The sequence below is a fragment of the Stenotrophomonas sp. Marseille-Q5258 genome (genome assembly GCF_946900935.1).
Classification (GTDB): Bacteria; Pseudomonadota; Gammaproteobacteria; order Xanthomonadales; family Xanthomonadaceae; genus Stenotrophomonas; species Stenotrophomonas nematodicola.
The window spans coordinates 21,965-37,840 of record NZ_CAMPPN010000017.1 but is presented as its reverse complement, the minus strand read 5'-3'; the positions used below and the strand labels follow the sequence as shown (position 1 = coordinate 37,840).

General features: G+C 67.2%; 25 protein-coding genes. 24 read left to right on the top strand and 1 reads right to left on the bottom strand.

Annotation, left to right across the window (positions count from 1 at the left end; genetic code table 11):
• Positions 1–2 precede the first annotated feature (2 nt).
• On the bottom strand, positions 3–305 hold the full coding sequence (locus OC534_RS12665) for a hypothetical protein (protein ID WP_262071922.1): 303 nt from the start codon (positions 303–305) through the stop codon (positions 3–5).
• 155 nt (positions 306–460) lie between these two features.
• On the opposite strand from OC534_RS12665, the gene OC534_RS12660 reads away from it, so the two are divergent.
• The 24 genes from OC534_RS12660 (at position 461) to OC534_RS12545 (ending at position 15,874) form a co-directional block, all read left to right on the top strand.
• A complete protein-coding gene (locus OC534_RS12660; RefSeq protein WP_262071921.1) occupies positions 461–997 on the top strand; it encodes a phage regulatory CII family protein in 537 nt (178 codons plus the stop codon).
• A complete protein-coding gene (locus tag OC534_RS12655; protein WP_262071920.1) occupies positions 994–1,305 on the top strand; it encodes a winged helix-turn-helix domain-containing protein in 312 nt (103 codons plus the stop codon). Before OC534_RS12660 ends, OC534_RS12655 begins: the two co-directional genes overlap by 4 nt.
• Positions 1,306–1,308: 3 nt before the next feature.
• Positions 1,309–2,199: a helix-turn-helix domain-containing protein gene (locus OC534_RS12650; RefSeq protein ID WP_262071919.1), complete on the top strand. Its 891-nt coding sequence runs from the start codon at positions 1,309–1,311 to the stop codon at positions 2,197–2,199.
• Entirely contained in the window at positions 2,189–2,842 is a 654-nt protein-coding gene (locus OC534_RS12645; protein WP_262071918.1) for a hypothetical protein, read from the top strand. The genes OC534_RS12650 and OC534_RS12645 overlap by 11 nt, the downstream gene beginning before the upstream one ends.
• On the top strand, positions 2,842–3,084 hold the full coding sequence (locus OC534_RS12640) for a hypothetical protein (protein ID WP_262071917.1): 243 nt from the start codon (positions 2,842–2,844) through the stop codon (positions 3,082–3,084). Before OC534_RS12645 ends, OC534_RS12640 begins: the two co-directional genes overlap by 1 nt.
• Positions 3,081–3,995, top strand: a complete 915-nt coding sequence (locus OC534_RS12635; RefSeq protein WP_262071916.1) for a DHHA1 domain-containing protein — start codon at positions 3,081–3,083, stop codon at positions 3,993–3,995. The genes OC534_RS12640 and OC534_RS12635 overlap by 4 nt, the downstream gene beginning before the upstream one ends.
• 130 nt (positions 3,996–4,125) lie before the next feature.
• Positions 4,126–4,362 (top strand): hypothetical protein, encoded by a 237-nt coding sequence (locus tag OC534_RS12630; RefSeq protein WP_262071915.1) that lies wholly within the window; start codon positions 4,126–4,128, stop codon positions 4,360–4,362.
• On the top strand, positions 4,362–4,649 hold the full coding sequence (locus tag OC534_RS12625; protein WP_262071914.1) for a hypothetical protein: 288 nt from the start codon (positions 4,362–4,364) through the stop codon (positions 4,647–4,649). Before OC534_RS12630 ends, OC534_RS12625 begins: the two co-directional genes overlap by 1 nt.
• Entirely contained in the window at positions 4,649–5,017 is a 369-nt protein-coding gene (locus OC534_RS12620; RefSeq protein WP_262071913.1) for a Ref family protein, read from the top strand. Before OC534_RS12625 ends, OC534_RS12620 begins: the two co-directional genes overlap by 1 nt.
• Positions 5,014–5,526: a hypothetical protein gene (locus OC534_RS12615; RefSeq protein WP_262071912.1), complete on the top strand. Its 513-nt coding sequence runs from the start codon at positions 5,014–5,016 to the stop codon at positions 5,524–5,526. The genes OC534_RS12620 and OC534_RS12615 overlap by 4 nt, the downstream gene beginning before the upstream one ends.
• On the top strand, positions 5,523–5,819 hold the full coding sequence (locus OC534_RS12610) for a hypothetical protein (RefSeq protein WP_262071911.1): 297 nt from the start codon (positions 5,523–5,525) through the stop codon (positions 5,817–5,819). Before OC534_RS12615 ends, OC534_RS12610 begins: the two co-directional genes overlap by 4 nt.
• On the top strand, positions 5,819–6,109 hold the full coding sequence (locus OC534_RS12605; protein ID WP_262071910.1) for a hypothetical protein: 291 nt from the start codon (positions 5,819–5,821) through the stop codon (positions 6,107–6,109). The genes OC534_RS12610 and OC534_RS12605 overlap by 1 nt, the downstream gene beginning before the upstream one ends.
• Positions 6,102–6,488, top strand: a complete 387-nt coding sequence (locus OC534_RS12600) for a hypothetical protein (RefSeq protein WP_262071909.1) — start codon at positions 6,102–6,104, stop codon at positions 6,486–6,488. The genes OC534_RS12605 and OC534_RS12600 overlap by 8 nt, the downstream gene beginning before the upstream one ends.
• Before the next feature lie 226 nt (positions 6,489–6,714).
• A complete protein-coding gene (locus OC534_RS12595; RefSeq protein ID WP_262071908.1) occupies positions 6,715–7,410 on the top strand; it encodes a hypothetical protein in 696 nt (231 codons plus the stop codon).
• Between the two features lie 40 nt (positions 7,411–7,450).
• Entirely contained in the window at positions 7,451–7,882 is a 432-nt protein-coding gene (locus OC534_RS12590; protein WP_262071907.1) for a hypothetical protein, read from the top strand.
• Between the two features lie 161 nt (positions 7,883–8,043).
• Entirely contained in the window at positions 8,044–8,556 is a 513-nt protein-coding gene (locus OC534_RS12585; protein ID WP_262071906.1) for a glycoside hydrolase family 104 protein, read from the top strand.
• Between the two features lie 8 nt (positions 8,557–8,564).
• Positions 8,565–9,008 (top strand): hypothetical protein, encoded by a 444-nt coding sequence (locus OC534_RS12580; protein WP_262071905.1) that lies wholly within the window; start codon positions 8,565–8,567, stop codon positions 9,006–9,008.
• On the top strand, positions 9,005–9,487 hold the full coding sequence (locus OC534_RS12575; RefSeq protein WP_262071904.1) for a hypothetical protein: 483 nt from the start codon (positions 9,005–9,007) through the stop codon (positions 9,485–9,487). The genes OC534_RS12580 and OC534_RS12575 overlap by 4 nt, the downstream gene beginning before the upstream one ends.
• A gap of 1 nt (position 9,488) precedes the next feature.
• A complete protein-coding gene (locus OC534_RS12570; RefSeq protein ID WP_262071903.1) occupies positions 9,489–9,770 on the top strand; it encodes a hypothetical protein in 282 nt (93 codons plus the stop codon).
• A gap of 463 nt (positions 9,771–10,233) precedes the next feature.
• Complete coding sequence (locus OC534_RS12565; RefSeq protein WP_262071902.1) at positions 10,234–10,737, top strand: DUF1441 family protein; 504 nt, start codon at positions 10,234–10,236, stop codon at positions 10,735–10,737.
• A complete protein-coding gene (locus tag OC534_RS12560; protein WP_262071901.1) occupies positions 10,712–12,799 on the top strand; it encodes a phage terminase large subunit family protein in 2,088 nt (695 codons plus the stop codon). The genes OC534_RS12565 and OC534_RS12560 overlap by 26 nt, the downstream gene beginning before the upstream one ends.
• Position 12,800: 1 nt before the next feature.
• Positions 12,801–13,016, top strand: a complete 216-nt coding sequence (locus OC534_RS12555) for a hypothetical protein (RefSeq protein ID WP_262071900.1) — start codon at positions 12,801–12,803, stop codon at positions 13,014–13,016.
• Positions 12,958–14,493, top strand: a complete 1,536-nt coding sequence (locus OC534_RS12550) for a phage portal protein (protein WP_262071899.1) — start codon at positions 12,958–12,960, stop codon at positions 14,491–14,493. The genes OC534_RS12555 and OC534_RS12550 overlap by 59 nt, the downstream gene beginning before the upstream one ends.
• Positions 14,483–15,874: a S49 family peptidase gene (locus tag OC534_RS12545; RefSeq protein WP_262071898.1), complete on the top strand. Its 1,392-nt coding sequence runs from the start codon at positions 14,483–14,485 to the stop codon at positions 15,872–15,874. The genes OC534_RS12550 and OC534_RS12545 overlap by 11 nt, the downstream gene beginning before the upstream one ends.
• Positions 15,875–15,876 lie beyond the last annotated feature (2 nt).

The following is a 15,876-nucleotide window of genomic DNA, read 5'->3' as shown; positions in this document are numbered from 1 at the left end:
GATCAACGGGCTGCGTCGTCCTGTGCGGCACCGTGAATCGACCCGATGAGCATGTCCTCCACGCTCTCGAACTCGACCAAGAAATGCGGAGACTCGCCTTGTTTGGCCATCTCGACAGAACCTAACTCCAGCACGCGGCTGATCTCCGCTTCCGCCTCGGCAGCAGGTTTCCCCCAGCTGCGGAGAGCTGCCCCGAGTGCGCCCTGCAAAGCCAATGCGCGTCCATTCGTATGTTCCAGATGGGTGCGCAGTCCAGCCAGTTGAAGCTTCAGTTCCTCGATTGCAAACGCAGTCGCATCGTCCATGTTGCCCTCCTTGCGGGCTGTTCGTGTGGAAACGCCAGCGTAGCGCAAGCAGGGCGACGCCCTCGCTCCCTGAGTTGATTTCGTCCATAGCGCAGATGGTGCGCGACCTGGGCCCGGCCCGAAACCTTGAAATACCCGTCTTCCCAAGGTGACCCATGACCTGCCGTACTTCCTCCATTAACTGGCTCGACTGCCTCTACAACGCCGTGCGCAAGACGCCGGGCGGTGTCGCCGAGGCCGCCAAGTGGCTGACCGATCGCCGCGGCAAGTCCATGCACCCCGAGACCCTGCGCGCCAAGCTCAACGGCACGGAGGGCGAGTCGGTGACCATCGAGATCGCCGAGCTGCTGACCGAGTGGATGCAGCAGAGGGTCGGCGGCAGCGAGTACGCCCTTGAATGGATGCAGGCCTTGGCCGGGCAGTTCGGCATGGCTGTGGACGTAGTGCCGCCGCCGCCCGATGGCGGTTGGTCGGACGAGATTGGGGCCATCCAGACGAAGCTGCTGGAGATCACCTCGCGGGTAGGCCGCTTGTCCGGCACCGCGCTGGACGCGATGTCCGACCGCTGCATCGACAGCGACGAGGCAGAGCTGATGGTCAGCGAGGTACGCGCGCTGCGCACGATGGCGCATCGACTGGAGCGCAACGTGGCGCGTGCTGCGCAGAAGGGGAAGGGGAGGGCACGCCGATGAACCATCCGGCACGCGCTACCGATGTTGGCACCAGCCACGAGGCTGCCCACCACCTCATCGCCAGCTGCCAGCAGGCCGTCCAGCAGGACCGGGCCGCGAAGGCGGTACAGCAGCACCTTGGCCTGACCAGCATGGAGCTGGCGCGGGCGACAGGTCACGATCGCTACACGCTGGCCCGAAGGCTGCCTGAGCTGCTGGAGGGGGGGCGCGCGTGGCGCGGTCCGAAGAAGCTGCGCGACACCAGTGGCCGCAGTGCGTGTACCTGGTGGCCGGTGGCCCCGGGCGACAACTACGCACTGGCGGTCTGAGCCATGTCCACCATCATCATGAGCAGCTGCTGGCCGTTGCAGGGGCTGAGCGTCACACAGAAGGCGGTGCTGATCTCGCTGGCGGATCAAGCCAACGACGACGGCGTGTGCTGGCCGGCCATCGGGACCATCGCCAAACGCTGCTGCATGTCGGCGCGCGCTGTGCGCAGTGCGATGGACCATCTTGAAGTTGTCGGGCTGCTGTCTCGCGAGCGCAGGTTCAACAGCAGCAACGTCTACGTTGTCACCCCGGCGAAGTTCGACGCTGCTGCCACTGCTTCGAGGGGCAAGCGCAAGGTTGGGAAATCTGGGGATGCAGCGGGCGCAGGTGATGCGCCCCATGCAGGGGGTGCGCCCGATGCACCCGGGGATGCGCCCGGTGCAGGGGGTGAGGCAGCGGGCGCAGGTCTGGAGGTGCGCCCCGTGCCGCCTAACCGTCATATAACCCCCATTGAACCGTCAGGAGAACCGTCATCTCCGGCGGGCCTGCCGGCCACGCCGCCGGCAGAGGACACCGAGACGGAACTGCAGGCCGCATGCCGGGCCACCTGGGCGGCGTACGCGGTGGCCTATCGCAACCGCCACGGCGCAATGCCGGTGCGCAACGCGAAGGTCAACGCCAACGTGAAGCAGATCGTCCAGCGCCTCGGCCGCATTGAGGCGCCGCAGGTGGCTGGGTGGTTCCTGCGGGTCAACGAGCGGATGGTTGTCCAGGGCATGCACGACCTCGGGCTGCTGCTGGCGCGCTGCGAGGCCTACCGCACCCAGTGGGCGACCGGGCGCCAAGTGACCGAGACCAGCGCCCGCCACGCGGACCAGACGCAATCGAACGTCAGCGCGGCCGATGAGGCGAAGGCCCTTCTGCGCAAGGGGAGAGCTGCCCATGCTGTGTGACCACGAACAGGACCACCTGGTGGACCTGCTTGTCGCGACCGCTGAGGTGATCGGCGACCAGATGCGGCCCACCACTGCCGCGTACATGGTGCAGGACCTGGCCTGCTACACGATGCCGGTGCTGGAGGCCGCGCTGGCCGGTTGTCGCCGCGAGCTGAAGGGGCGGCTGTCACTGGCGGCCGTGCTGGAGCGGATCGCCGATGGGCACCCTGCGCCGAACGAAGCATGGGCTGTGGCCATCCAGGCCGCTGACGAGCGGGCCACGGTGGTCTGGACCACGCTCACGCAGCAGGCATGGTCGACGGCGCTGCCGCTGGTGCTGGCGGGCGACAAGATCGCCGCTCGCCCTGCGTTCCTCGAAACCTACGGTCGGCTGTTGAAGGAGGCGCGCGCTGCCCGCCAGCCGGCTACCTACACCCCATCGTTGGGCTTCGATGCGGCCTGCCGCCGCGCTGCGCTCTCGGATGCGCTGGCGAAGGGGCTGCTGCAGCACGAGCAGGTGAGCCACCACCTGGAGCTGGCCGCGCCGGCGCCGACGTTCAACGCCGTGGCACTGCTTGCGGGGAAGGTCGAGGCATCGCCCGGCGCGAGCGAGAAGACCCGGGCGCGGCTGGAAGAGCTGGCACGGGAGCTGGCCGCTTGATGCGCCCGCTCAGGACCCAGCTGGACATCTTCGAGCGCGACCCGGCGCGGCTGGCCAAGGCCAACCGTGTGGCTGCCGAGACCGCGCTGCGCGACGTGCAGTTCAGTGCGACCGAGCGTCAGGAACGCCACGACTACTACCTGGGCGAGGCGCTGCGGCTTGAAGCGCTGGCCCGCCAATGCAAACCCGCGCCGGCCCGCCGCCGCCGCACCACCAGACAGACAGGAGCAACACCACGATGAAGCCGCTGGTCATCTACCACGCAAACTGCGCCGACGGGTTCACCGCGGCATGGGCCGTCCGCCAGGCGATGGACGCCGAGTTCCACCCCGGCGTTCACGGGGAGCCGCCGCCGGAGGTCGCCGGCCGCGACGTGATCCTGGTGGACTTCTGCTATCCGTTCGACGTGCTGATGCGGTTGGGACGGGCTGCCCGCTCGGTGCTGGTGCTCGACCACCACAAGTCGGCCGAAGCCAGCCTGACGACGGAGAATCGCTACTTCGGTCAGGGTGGCATGGCGCACGTTGTTCGACTCGACAACCTGCCGGACGCGCGGCAGGCCTGGGACTACTACTCCGCCAACGCCAGTGTCGGCAGTGGCATCGTCTGCGCGCTCTTCGATATGAACCGCAGTGGGGCCGGTATTGCGTGGGACTTTTTCCACCCCGGCAAGGCGCGGCCGGCGTTCCTTGATCACGTAGAGGACCGCGACCTGTGGCGGTTTGCCCTGCAGCACACGCGCGAGATCTGCGCCACGGTCCACAGCCACCCGTACACGTTCCAGGCGTGGGACGCGCTGGCCGCCGAGACGACCTATTCGCTGTACCAGCAGGGGCTGGTGCTGGAGCGGGCCAGAGCGAAGGACGTGGCCGAACAGGTCGCGCTGTCGCGCCGGGAGCTGGTGATCGGCAACTACCACGTGCCGGCGGCGAACGTCCCGCGCGCGCTGGTGAGCGAGGCCGGCCACCTCATGGGCAAGGGCCGCGCCTTCGCCGCCTGCTACTACGACACGGCCGCCGGCCGCGTGTTCAGCCTGCGGTCCACGCCGGACGCGGTGGACGTGAGCGAGGTGGCCGCGCTGTACGGCGGTGGTGGGCATGCGCGCGCTGCAGGATTCACTGTCCCGCGCGACCACGAACTGGCGAGGGCCTGACCATGAAGAGGTCAACGTGGGATGCAGTCTTGTTTGTGACGGGGTTTCTGGCTGTTCTCGGGATGAGCGCCCCCGCCTGGGCCGGGGTACTGGTAGGGGCAAGCCTGGTGCTGCTGCGGCGGACTGCCTGATGGACTTCAACGCCTACAGCACCCGCAGCAGGTTCGCCGCCGAGATCAACGCCGGGTACTCGGCCCGGCTCAACGGCAAGCGCCTGAGCGACAACCCGCACCTGGTATGGATCGAGTGCGAAACCGAGGATGGGGCCAACCGCAGGGCTGGAGCGCTGAGCGAGAAGGCGCAGGCCTGGCAGCACGGGTGGAGGCTGGCCGACAAGGACGAAAGTGGCAGGGGAGGCGCGCGCTGATGAGTGCCAGGAAGATGCTCGCCCAGTTCACGACCGACCAGTTGCTGGAAGAGATCGTCCGGCGTCGCGAGGACCGGAAGGACATAGGGGACGTGCAGCCCTGCGATGAATGCAGGCACTTCAAGTTCTGGATCGCCAGCGGCGAAGTGCCCAAGGACTACAACCCTTGCGAGCTGGGCAATCGGATGCGCTTTCACATGGCCGGTGACGGTGAGGACCCGCATAGCAGCATCGGCTACTACCGGCGTGTATGTGTCTCTCGCTCCCCGCGAGAGGGGGCAACCTGATGTGGTCCAAGGCACCACCGCCGACCGCAGCCGAGGCAGCCCGCATCGAGGCATCCAAGGTGGGGCCGTGCATGGCCTGCCTGTCGCTGGTCGCCCAGGAGCTGCTGGCGCCGCCGCTGGTGGTCTACGGCTGCGACTACAACCACGCCAAGAGCGGGAACCTGCGGCGCGGCCACGCCTTCGGGTACGCCCTGTGCACCTGGCACCACCGCCGGCACCCGCTGGGCGGGAACAGCTTCGCGACGATGCGCGAGATCTACGGCCCGAGCCTGATGGATGGCTCGCGGACCTTCCACGAGACGTATGGCACCGACGACGAGCTGATCGCACAGCAGACGTTCGTCAACGAACAGAGGCAGGCAGCATGACGACCAGTACCACCCACGACCTGACCCCGGACGCGATTCGCGCCTGGTTCGCGGACCAGCCGGCCGGCGCGGTGTTCACGATGCCGGCAATCAGCAAGGCATTCGGCGTGGCGCCGGGTGAGGAACGGCGCAGGCTGGCCTCGTCGGTCCGCTGCGGCTTCCTGTGCGGCTTCCTCGAGCGGACGCAGGTGGCAGCCGGCACCGCGTATCGGGTGAGCGGCAAGAGCATGCGGAGGGAGAGGCTGAGCGAGGAAGAGCGGCGCGAGCGCGGCTTGGCGAACCAGCGGGCGCGCCACGAGCGGCATCGCCGCGCCAAGGGCGTGAAGCCGGTGCCGAACCGCTCGAAGCTGGTCCGGGCGACGCGGGTGAATCTGCCGGCGGCCGGGGTGTCGCTGCCGACCGTCGCGGCGGCCGGGCGCGCGCCCGAGACGGTAGAGCAGTTCCTGGCGCGCGGTGGCCGGGTACACCGGCTGGCGGCGAGCTGGGACCAGACGGAGCGGGCGGCATGAGCGAAATCGAGAAGCGCGCGCGGGAGCTGTTGGCTGCGGAGTATGAGCGATTCGACCTGCCTAGCACTGCGGCAGGTGTCCGAGATGGGGGATATGACCTGAGCCCTTCGATGCGCGCGCTGGTCGCCGCGCTCACGCCGCCCGAGGGCTACGCGCTTGTGCCAGTTGAGCCGACCCCGGAGATGCTGCAGGCGGCGGCATTTGGCGTAGCCCGGAAGACCGGCCAGAAGTTCAATCCGATGATGTCGGCTGGCTACGCCGCCATGCTCGCTGCACGCCCGGGGGTGTTCTGATGGACGCCATCGAGATGCGGGCGCGGGAGCTGCTGGCGGCCCAGTACGATGCAGGTAGCCGGTCATTCACCGCAAGGCAGATCAGGGTCGATCCTGCAGCGCTTGGCGATGACTTTCTGCGAGCGCTAGGAGCGATCCGTGCCGCCCTCATGCCGCCCGAGGGCTACGTGCTGGTGCCGGTAGAACCGACCGGTCGAATGATCGACGCCGGGATCCTTGCGTATGACGGGAAATGCGAATCCAGCTACGTCGCGATGCTCGCCGCTCGCCCGGAGGTGACCGGTGGCTGAGCCCGCGCTGGAGCTGGTGCTCCCCTGGCCGAGCAAGGACCTGTCGCCGAACGCTCGTGTCCACTACCGGGTGAAGGCGCAGGCCACGAAGACCGCACGGCAAACGGCGGTGCTGCTGGCCTATGAGGCCGGATGGCGAGGCCTGCGGCTGCCGGAGGGCCGGCTGTATCTGTGGATCGAGTGTTACCAGGCGCCGGGCAAGAAGCTCCCGGACGACGACAACATGATTGGCCGGTGCAAGCCCTACCGGGACGGCATCGCCCAGGCGCTGGGCATCGACGACAAGCGGTTTCGCTGCCTCCCGTTCGTCCATGACGAGCGCCGGCCCGGCGGGCAGGTAGTGATGCGGATTACGGGCAAGCCCCGGATGGTGGAGTAGGTCGCGAGTGGTGCGACGGAAGGGCGGCAAGCTGGCTGGATGGACCTGACCTGCTACGACGACAAGGCGCTGGAGCTGCTGAGCGGCATCCAGCAAGACATAGCCGCGATGCGCTGGGCAAGGGCTTGGAATGCCCCGGCCCAGAGGCAGCAGGCAGAGCAGGCACTGCGCCGAGCACGCGCGCTGCGCCGTGAGATCAATCGACGAGAGCGACAGGGGAATGGGCATGGCAGACGTACGTGAGTTGATGGGCCGACTGGGGCCGACGACCGTCAAATTCGATACCGGGCGCGGCGGAGTCCCGGCCCTAACCAACCAGGACATCGCGGCAGCTCTCGGCATGGTGCCTGCTGGCTTGGGCAGGGAGCTGCTGGAGGCGTGCTGGTGGCCGGACGGTGCGGCGCTGCGCCGGCACCGGCTGCGGGACGCGGTCATCGCTTTGGTCACCCCCGAGCTGCGTCGGCAGCAGCGGAGGCTCGCTGACGCCCGGACCGAGTTGGGGCTGGCCGAGGTGTGCATGGGCTGGGCCGGCGCCGTGACCGCCGAGCAGCGCGCCGAGCGTGATCGCGCGGCGCACCGGCTGGGGCAAGTCAAGGGTCAGTGCTGGCCAATCAGCACGCTGGAGTCGCTGCCGACGCTGGCGATCGCGGTGATCAGCGAAATTTCGCACCGACCGCACTGCGCCAGCTGCGAAGGAAGGGGCCATACGCTGGCAGGCGAGCTGCTGATGACGTGCAAAGTATGCGGCGGGGCCGGACTGGGCCAAGTCAGCGACCGGCGCCGGGCGTGCGCCATCGGGAGGGACGAAGCGGCCTATCGGCGGACCTGGAAGCCGGTATACGAGTGGCTGTTGAGTAAAATGGTCGAGGCAGAGCAGGAAGCCGCATGGCATATGCGGGATGCCTTGAGCTCGGCTGCATAACCTAGTGGTAATCTCGGGTCATTCACACGGAGGGTTCACGGTGATCGTTGAGTTGGGATCTGCGATAGGAGGTCTGAAGACTGCGGTTGAGCTGGTGAGAGGAGTTGCCGCTGCAGACCGAGCGCTCAACGAAGCGGATCTCAAGTTGAAGTTGCTAGGTGCGGTCAACGAGATGGTCACTGCGCAGATGGCTCTGGTTGATGCGAGGCAGGCCATCGATGATCGTGACGCAGAAATTGAACGGCTCAAGGAAGCCTTGGCAATCAAGGGCTCTGTGGTGCTTGTGAATAGCGCGTACTACATGAAGAACGAAGACGGAAGGCCGACGGGTCATGGATACTGCATGCGTTGCTACGAAGTGGAAAGCAAGCTGCGTCATCTTGCGTACGGTGGGACGATGATGGACAACCCAGTTGTGTGCCCAACGTGCGGTACCAAGTACGTCTACGCAGGGGTCTATCCGCTCGAATAGTGCGGAGGTGACACCTCCGCATGAAACCTGCCACATTGGCTACCATCGCGCACGCCTAGACCCCGCCCATCCAGCCGGGGTTTTTCTTTGCCCGCTTCCCAGTCCGGATCAACCCTCGCGCCCAGCCGGCAGCGGGGCGGGCGCCTTTTGCAGGAAACCCGATGGCCAAGATCACCGCGAAAGAAGCGGGCGGCACCAACGTGCTTGCCTTCCTGGACATGCTCGCGTGGGCGGAAGGCACCAGCACCAGCCCGGCGACGAAGGACCAGGGCTACGACGTGGTCGTGACCGGGTTCGATCGTGCGCCCGAGATCTTCACCGACTACTCGGTGCATCCGTTCTCGCGGGGGCGCAAGTCGAAGGTGATCACCAGCAAGGGCCTGACCTCCAACGCGTCCGGCCGATACCAGTTCATGCTGAGGGACTACGCGCATTACCGCGCGCAGCTGAAACTGCCGGACTTCGGGCCGCTGTCCCAGGATCGTTGGGCAATTCAACTGATCCGGGAGTGCCGCGCGCTGCCGCTGATCCAGGCGGGGAAGATCACGCAGGCGATCGCGGCGGTGCGCAACATCTGGGCGAGCCTGCCCGGCGCTGGCTACGGGCAGCCCGAGCACGCGCTCGACAAACTGCTGGCCGTCTACCGGAAGGCGGGCGGGGCCATCGTGTCGTGACCGAGCCCGTGAGCACTCTGAAGCTGGCCGTCGGCACATTCACTGCCGCGGTGGTCGCACCTGCAACGGCGGACGCCCTGCGCGAAGCCGAACGCATCATCCTGGGCGTGCCGCAGTCGGTGCTGCTGGTGGCGATGGCCGGAGCGCTGATCGGTGTACTGCTGCTGCCCGAGAAGGACGCCGAGCGAATGGCGGCCGACGCTGGGCGCCGGCGTGGGCACCGATGGCTGCAGACTGCCGCGCGCTGGCTGGCGCTCGGCGTCGCTGTCGTGGGCTACGCGATCGTTGCCGCGTGGGTCATCTCGGTCGTCTGCTACATCTGGCACGACCTCGCCGGCGCTCCTCAGCTGCCGCTGGCGGGGCTTTCTGGCTTGCTGATTCGGCGGCTGCTACCCAGCTACGTCCGTCTGGTGGAACGAGCCACCGGCGCAATCGGAGGCGATAGACCATGAGTGAAATGCTGCGGTTGCTGAGCGCGCTGTGGCGCTTGATCGCCGGGGCCGTTACTGATGCCTTGGTGTGGCTGCGCAAGCCCAGCAGCAAGCTCAAGGTCGTCTGCGCGGTCCTCTCGTTCGGCTGCCTGGTCTCCGGTTTGTCCGCTTGGGAGAGGGAGCAGAAGATCCGCGACCTGAGCGCCCAGGTGACCAAGGTCCGGGCCGACTGGACGGCCGATGCCGCCCGACTGCAGGCCGACGTCCACACGCGCGATCAGCGCTTGGCCGAGGTCGCCACCGCACTGAGGGCAGAAGCCGAGAAGTTGAAGGCCCTCAAGGCTGAGAGCGCGGCGGCACTGAAGAGCCTGGCCGGCAAGATCGAGGCTTCCGAGAAGGAGGCATCCACCTGGCGCGGGCGCTACGAACAGCGGCCCGACACCTGCAAGGCAGCGCTGGAGCTGCTCGATTCGGCCTGCCCGGCACTGAAGGGGTACTGATATGCGCATCATCCTGCTTACCACCGCTGCGCTGCTCGCCGCGTGCCGGTCCGCTCCCGCCCCGCTCAACCCGCCGCCGCCCGCTCTCATCGAGATGCCCGTGCTGGTCTACGTTCCCATCGATGCCGATCTGCGCCGGCGGTGCCAGTGGGAGCGGGAAGGGATGCCGTCGCAGGTGTTCTCCGTGTCCAACGGGCGAAAGCGCTGTCTCCAGCAGTACGAGGCGCAGCTCGACGGCATCGACCAGGTGCAGGGCAAGCCCGTGCCGGAGCGAATCCGATGAGGCGCGCGGCATGGGCGGCATGGGCTGCCGCTGTGGCGTGCGTTGGCGCAGCGCTGTGGCTCGCAGACAGGAGCACTGCGACTTCGGGGACGTGCTTCGCGGCCGCCTGCCTGCTGATGGGCGCAGTGCTTGCGCTGGACGCCCCGGCGCGCGCCAAGGGTCGCGTGGTGATGGCGCGCCGGCCCCAGAGCCCGATCCACAGCCGCAGGTAGCCGCCGAGTTCCACGCAGAAGGTTCCACGCGCGGCGACGTGAAGGTAATTGTTAATGTCCACAGATTATCCACAGAAAACTGAATGGGGCGGGGCCCCTGGGATTTATCCACAGCCACCGGGGGGAATTCGGACCCCGGTGATTGACAGTATTTCGGCCCCTTAGTGCTCCACCACAGGGGACGCATTTGGCGTGTTTTCCCCGGAGAAACCGCATTTTCTGAGCTAAATAGGTTGCGCATCGGGTAGGACATGGCTGACATCCGCGAATTCACCCAAGGCTGGTCCGTCGCCCGCCTGGCGGATGAGTTCGGCATCGACCGGCGGACCGCCAGTAAGCGCCTCAAGGAGGCCGGAGTCCCGCCGCTGACGAAGCGCGCCGGCCACGACGTGTATCGCCTGGCCGACGCCGCGCCGGCGCTGATCTCAACGGCTGGGATGGCGCTGGGCGCAGATGGCGTGGTGGACCCGCGCGACCTTCCGCCGATGGAACGTCGCGCCTACTACCAGTCCGAGAACGAGCGCCTGAAGGTGGAGTCCACCATTGGGCAACTGGTCCCAGCCGCGGAGGTGGAAGCCGACTACGCCGAGCTGGTGAAGAAGGTGGTGCAGTTCTTCGACACGCTGCCTGACGTGCTTGAGCGCAAGGCGGGGCTGACGCCCGAGCAGGTGGTCAAGGTCCAGGACGAGTGCGACCGCGTCCGCCAATCCATGTACGAGGGCATCACCGATGACGACGTACGCGACCGCGCGTAACGTGCGGCTCGGCGTCGCCGAGATGATCCGGCCACCGCGGCGGATTCGAGTCAGCGAAGGCGCACGAGTGCTGCAGGTGGCAAACGCTGCCGGTGCGGCGGGCGCTTGGGACGCGGACACCACGCCCTACATGGTCGATCCGCTGGATTCCACTGGCAGCCGTCACTACGAAGCTGTGGTATTCGTTGGCCCGGCCCGTTCTGGCAAGACGATTTCGCTGATCGATGCTCGCTTGGCGTACCTCATCACCTGCAATCCGGCCGATGCGATGGTCGTCCAGATGTCCAAGGACGCTGCTGAGGACTTCAGCAAAACGCGCCTCTCGCGCGGCATCGCCGCAAGCCCCGAGCTTCGCTGCAGACTGAGCCCGAGGGCTCACGACGACAACATCCTGCTGAAGTTCTTTCGGTCAGGTATGTCGCTTCGCATGGGCTGGCCATCGGTTTCAGTGCTTTCGGGCAAGGACATCCACGACGTCCTGATGACAGACGTGGACAACTACACGGGCGATCTGGCGATCGACGAGTGCTTCGGCCTCGCCCTGAAGCGCACGCAGACCTACATGTCCGCCGGCATGGTGGTGGCCGAGTCCAGTCCCGCTACGGACTACGCCGATGGCGCATGGAAGCCCAGTCACCCGCATCAGGGGCCGCCTGCTGCCGGCATCGCCGCGCTGTATGCGCGCGGTGACCGGCGCCGGTGGTACTGGCCGTGCCCCGAGTGCGGTGAGCGGTTCCAGGCAGCGCCCGGCTACGACGGCTTCGCCCTCCCGCCGATGGAGGAACTGCTGGAGCGTGTGGTGCTGGACGACGTACAGAAGATGGCTCGGCACTACTCGTTGCTGCACTGCCCCAACTGCGGCGTGGGACTCCAGCACCGGTGGAAGGATGAAATGAACCGGGCCGGCGTCTGGGCGGCTGAAGGTCAGCTGGTCCATGCAGACGGGACGGTAACTGGAGAGCGGCCGGCGGCGCGCATCGCCAGCTACTGGCTGGGCGGCGTCGCAGCCGCCTACCAGTCGTGGGAATCGCTGATCGAGCGTTACTTGCAGGCTCTGCGCACGTTTGCCACCACCGGTGAAGAGCGACCGCTCAAGACGACTCACAACGTTGACGGCGCGATCAACTACGTGCCGATGGCCGCGCGCTCGGCCAGCGACCCGAACGAAATGAAGGAGCGGGCCGAGGTGTGGCCGGCAGGCACAGTCCCTGCTGGCGTGCGCTTCCTCATCGCCACCGTCGACGTCCAGGCCAACCGCTTCGTGGTCCTGGTGCTGGGGTTCGGCGTTGGCGAATCCGGACAGCTGGAGCGCTGGGTGGTGGATTCCTTCACCCTGCGCACGTCCAAGCGCGAGGATGGCTCGGGTGGATTCCTTCCGCTGGACCCGCCGAAGTACCTCGAGGACTGGGAACGGTTGGTGGAGAAGGTGGTCAGCCGGCGCTACCCGCTTGATGACGAAACCGGGCGCAGCATGCCGATGCGCGCCGTGGGCATCGACTGGGGCGGCAAGGCGGGCACGTCGGTTCGGGCGCTGGAGTTCTGGCGTTCGCTCAAGGAGCGGCAGCTGCACGCGAGGGTGCGTCTGGTCAAGGGCGAAGCCCGGCGCGAGGCCGCCTTGTTCCGGGAAACTTTCCCCGACAGCCGCAAACGGCGTGATCGAAAGTCCGGCTCGAAGGGCGACGTACCGCAGTTGCTGCTCAACGTCGACCGACTGAAGGACACGGTCGACGCCAACGTAAAGCGAGCCGAGCCGGGCCCGGGCTACTACCACTTCCCGGACTGGCTGCCGGAGGCCTTCTACGCCGAACTGACCGCCGAATCGCGGACCGCGAACGGGTGGAAAAACCTGGCCGGCCGCCGGAACGAGGCATTCGATCTGACCGGCTACGCCGAAGGGCTGGCGCTGTGGCTGAACGTGCCGGCAATCAACCTGACTACGCCACCGGCCTGGGCCGCAGCGTGGGACGACAACCCTGACGTGAGGGCAGAGGACGCACCGCCGGCAGCGCCGCCGCGCACTCGCACCCGACGCGTCATCCGAAGCAATTACCTGGGACGCTGATATGGCATTCACCAAAGAGCAGGTCACGCAGCTTGAGGGCGCGATCTCGGCGGGCGTGCTGAGCGTCCGGTACGCAGACCGCACCGTGACGTACCACAGCCTGGCCGAGATGCGGAAGCTGCTCAAGCAGATGCGCGACGAGCTCGGCCATGCGAGCGGTGTCCGTCGGCGCCCGCGCATCGTGCGGCTCTACCAGTCGGGGACCGGCAATGTCTGACGTGTCCGAAGGCAGCTACCGCGCCGCAGGCAATGGCCGCAGGCTGCGCTTGTTCCGCCCGGTGTCGCTGGGCCCTAACGCGGCGCTGCTCGGTCTTCCGACGCTGCTGGCGCGTGCCCGGCACCTGGCCCGGAATGACCCGTGGATGGTCAGTGCGCTCAACAAGAGCGTGTCCAACGGCATCGCCACCGGCATCCAGGCGAAGCCGATCTGGGGCAACAGCGCGCACAAGCGGCGTGTGGCCAAGCTCTGGAAGCGCTGGGGCAAATACGCCGACGCCGATGGCGTGCTGGACTGGGCCGGTTTGCAGGCGCTGGCCTGGCGCGAGTGGAAGGAGGCCGGCGAGGTGTTTGCCCGCATCCGATACCGACTGCCGGAGGACGGCCTGCCGGTGCCCCTGCAGGTCCAGCTCATCGAATCGGAGCAGTGTCCGCAGCACTACAACGGCGTGGCCAGCAATGGCAACGTCATCCGGCAGGGCATCGAGGTCGATCGAATCGGCCGTCGCGTGGCCTACTGGATGTACCGCGAGCACCCCGGTGACCTGCACGTGGCGGTCAACGGGAATGAGCTGGTCCGTGTTCCGGCCGAGCAGGTGCTGCATCTGTACCGGCCGAACCGCGCCGGCGCCATGCGCGGGGTGCCAGGATCGGCCCCGGCGCTGCTGCGCATGTTCAATCTGGACCGTCTCGATGACGCGGTGCTGGAGCGGCAGGCGCTGGCCAACCTGTTCGCTGGTTTCATCACCACCGAGCCCAGCGCTGATAGCGACGAGGGCGCGGCGGTCGGTGACCTGGTCACCGGTGAAGATCCTGACGGCACCGCCATCGGTGGATTGGAGCCGGGGACGCTGCAGGAGCTGCCGCCGGGTCGAAAGGTCGAGTTTGCAAACCCACCGAGCGCGGGGGCAGATTACGCCGAGTTCCTGCGGGGCCATCTGCTCGCCATCTGTGCGAGCCAGGACGTGCCCTACGAAGTGCTGACCGGTGACCTGCGCAACGTCTCTGATCGGGCGCTTCGCCTGATCCTGAACGAGTTCCGTCGGGTCATCGAGCAGGACCAGTGGCTCTACATGATTCCCATGTTCTGCCAGCGCGTCCGCGATGCCTTCTTCGACCAGGCCGTGCTGGCGGGGCTGCTGAAGGTGCCGGGCTATGCAGCTCTGCGCGATGACGTCACAGAGACGCTGTGGGTGCCCGAGGGCTGGCCTTGGAGCCACCCGGTGCAGGACGTCACCTCCGAGATCAAGGCGGTCCGCGCCGGCTTCAAATCGCGCACGAAGGTGGTACTGGGGGCCGGTGAGGATCCGGAGCAGGTTGACCTCGAGCAGGCAGCTGACAACGCGCGCGCCGACGGCGCGGGCCTGATCTATGACAGCGACCCCCGGCGAACCAACGTCTCCGGCGCGCAACAGGACGAACCCGAACCCGGCGCCACTGGCGCCCCCAATGATCAAAGGAACAACGATGACGAATAAGCCCGGCCTGCTGGCCCGCATGTTCAGTCGTGGCAACCGCGCGCCTGTCGTCGCGACGCTGGCCAGCGCCATCCTCAACCAACCCCTCATGGTTCAGCCTGCGATTGGCGAGGCGCTGATCGCAGGCTACCTCGAGGGGAGCGTCACCAGCGCTGACAGCACGCTGAAGGCCGACCGCTTCGAGGTAGCGGAAAACGGGGCTGATGCCGTCGCCGTCGCGAAATCGGTGGTCGGCGTGATCAACCTGTCCGGCGCGATGGTGAATCGACCGATGCCGGGTGACAGCGGGCCGGGCCCGGTCAGCTATGCGGCGGTGCGCGATGCCTTCGACGAGCTGCTGGAGGATGACGAGGTCGCCTCGATCGTCTTCCGGTTGGACAGCCCGGGCGGCATGGCATCGGGCTGTTTCGATCTGGTCGACCGAATCTACGCCGCGCGAGGTGCCAAGCCCCTGTATGCGCTCGTGGATGACCACGCCTTGTCCGCGTGTTTCGCGCTGGCCACCGCATGCAACGAAATCTGGATCAGCCGCACCGGCGGTGTGGGCTCGGTTGGGGTCGTGGCCTTCCACTGTGACCGGAGCGGCAGCAACGAAAAGGTGGGGTTGAAGGTAACGCCGCTGTTCGCTGGCGAGCACAAGATTGACTTGAACCCCAATTTCCCGCTCAGCGAATCGGCTCGCGCGTGGGCGCAGGCGGACATCGACGGCCTGCACACCATGTTCGTGGAAACCGTAGCCCGAAACCTGGGAATGGACGCGGAGGCCGTTAGGGCAACCCAGGCGGCGTGCTACCGAGGGCAGGCCGCCGTTGACGTGGGTTTCGCCACGCGAATGGGCACGTGGCACGACCTGATGGCGCACCTGCGGGCCGGCGGCGCGCCCGCAGCGCGCACCGATGGTGATGCCGCAGGCGAGGACGATCCCGAGGCTGTCGCTGCCATTCCTCCGCCGACGACTGCAGCGCCAGCGGCGCCGGCAGCAGCAGCGGAGCAGCTGGTGGACGATGCGCAGGCGCCGAGCGGCGCTGCAGCCTTGATGGCCGCGATCGCCGTGAGCGAGCTGCCCGCCGCGATCGCGGTGGCGGTGCTGCGGCGTCCGGCCCAGCCGGGGGAAACCGCCGAGGCGGCGATTGAATATGCGACGGCGGTGCAGGACGCATGCGCCGCCACCCTGCGCGGTGACGAGACGCTCGCCGCCAGCTTCATCGAGAAGAACACCGACCTCGACACGGTGCGTACGCAGCTGCTGTCGATGAAGGCGGAAGAAGGCCGGGCCACCCAGGTCATCACCGCGCAACCGGCCTCGATGGCCGATCAACGAGTCGCCCAGATCAAGGCGCAGCTGGACCCCACCAACATCTACAAGAACCGAGGAAACTGACG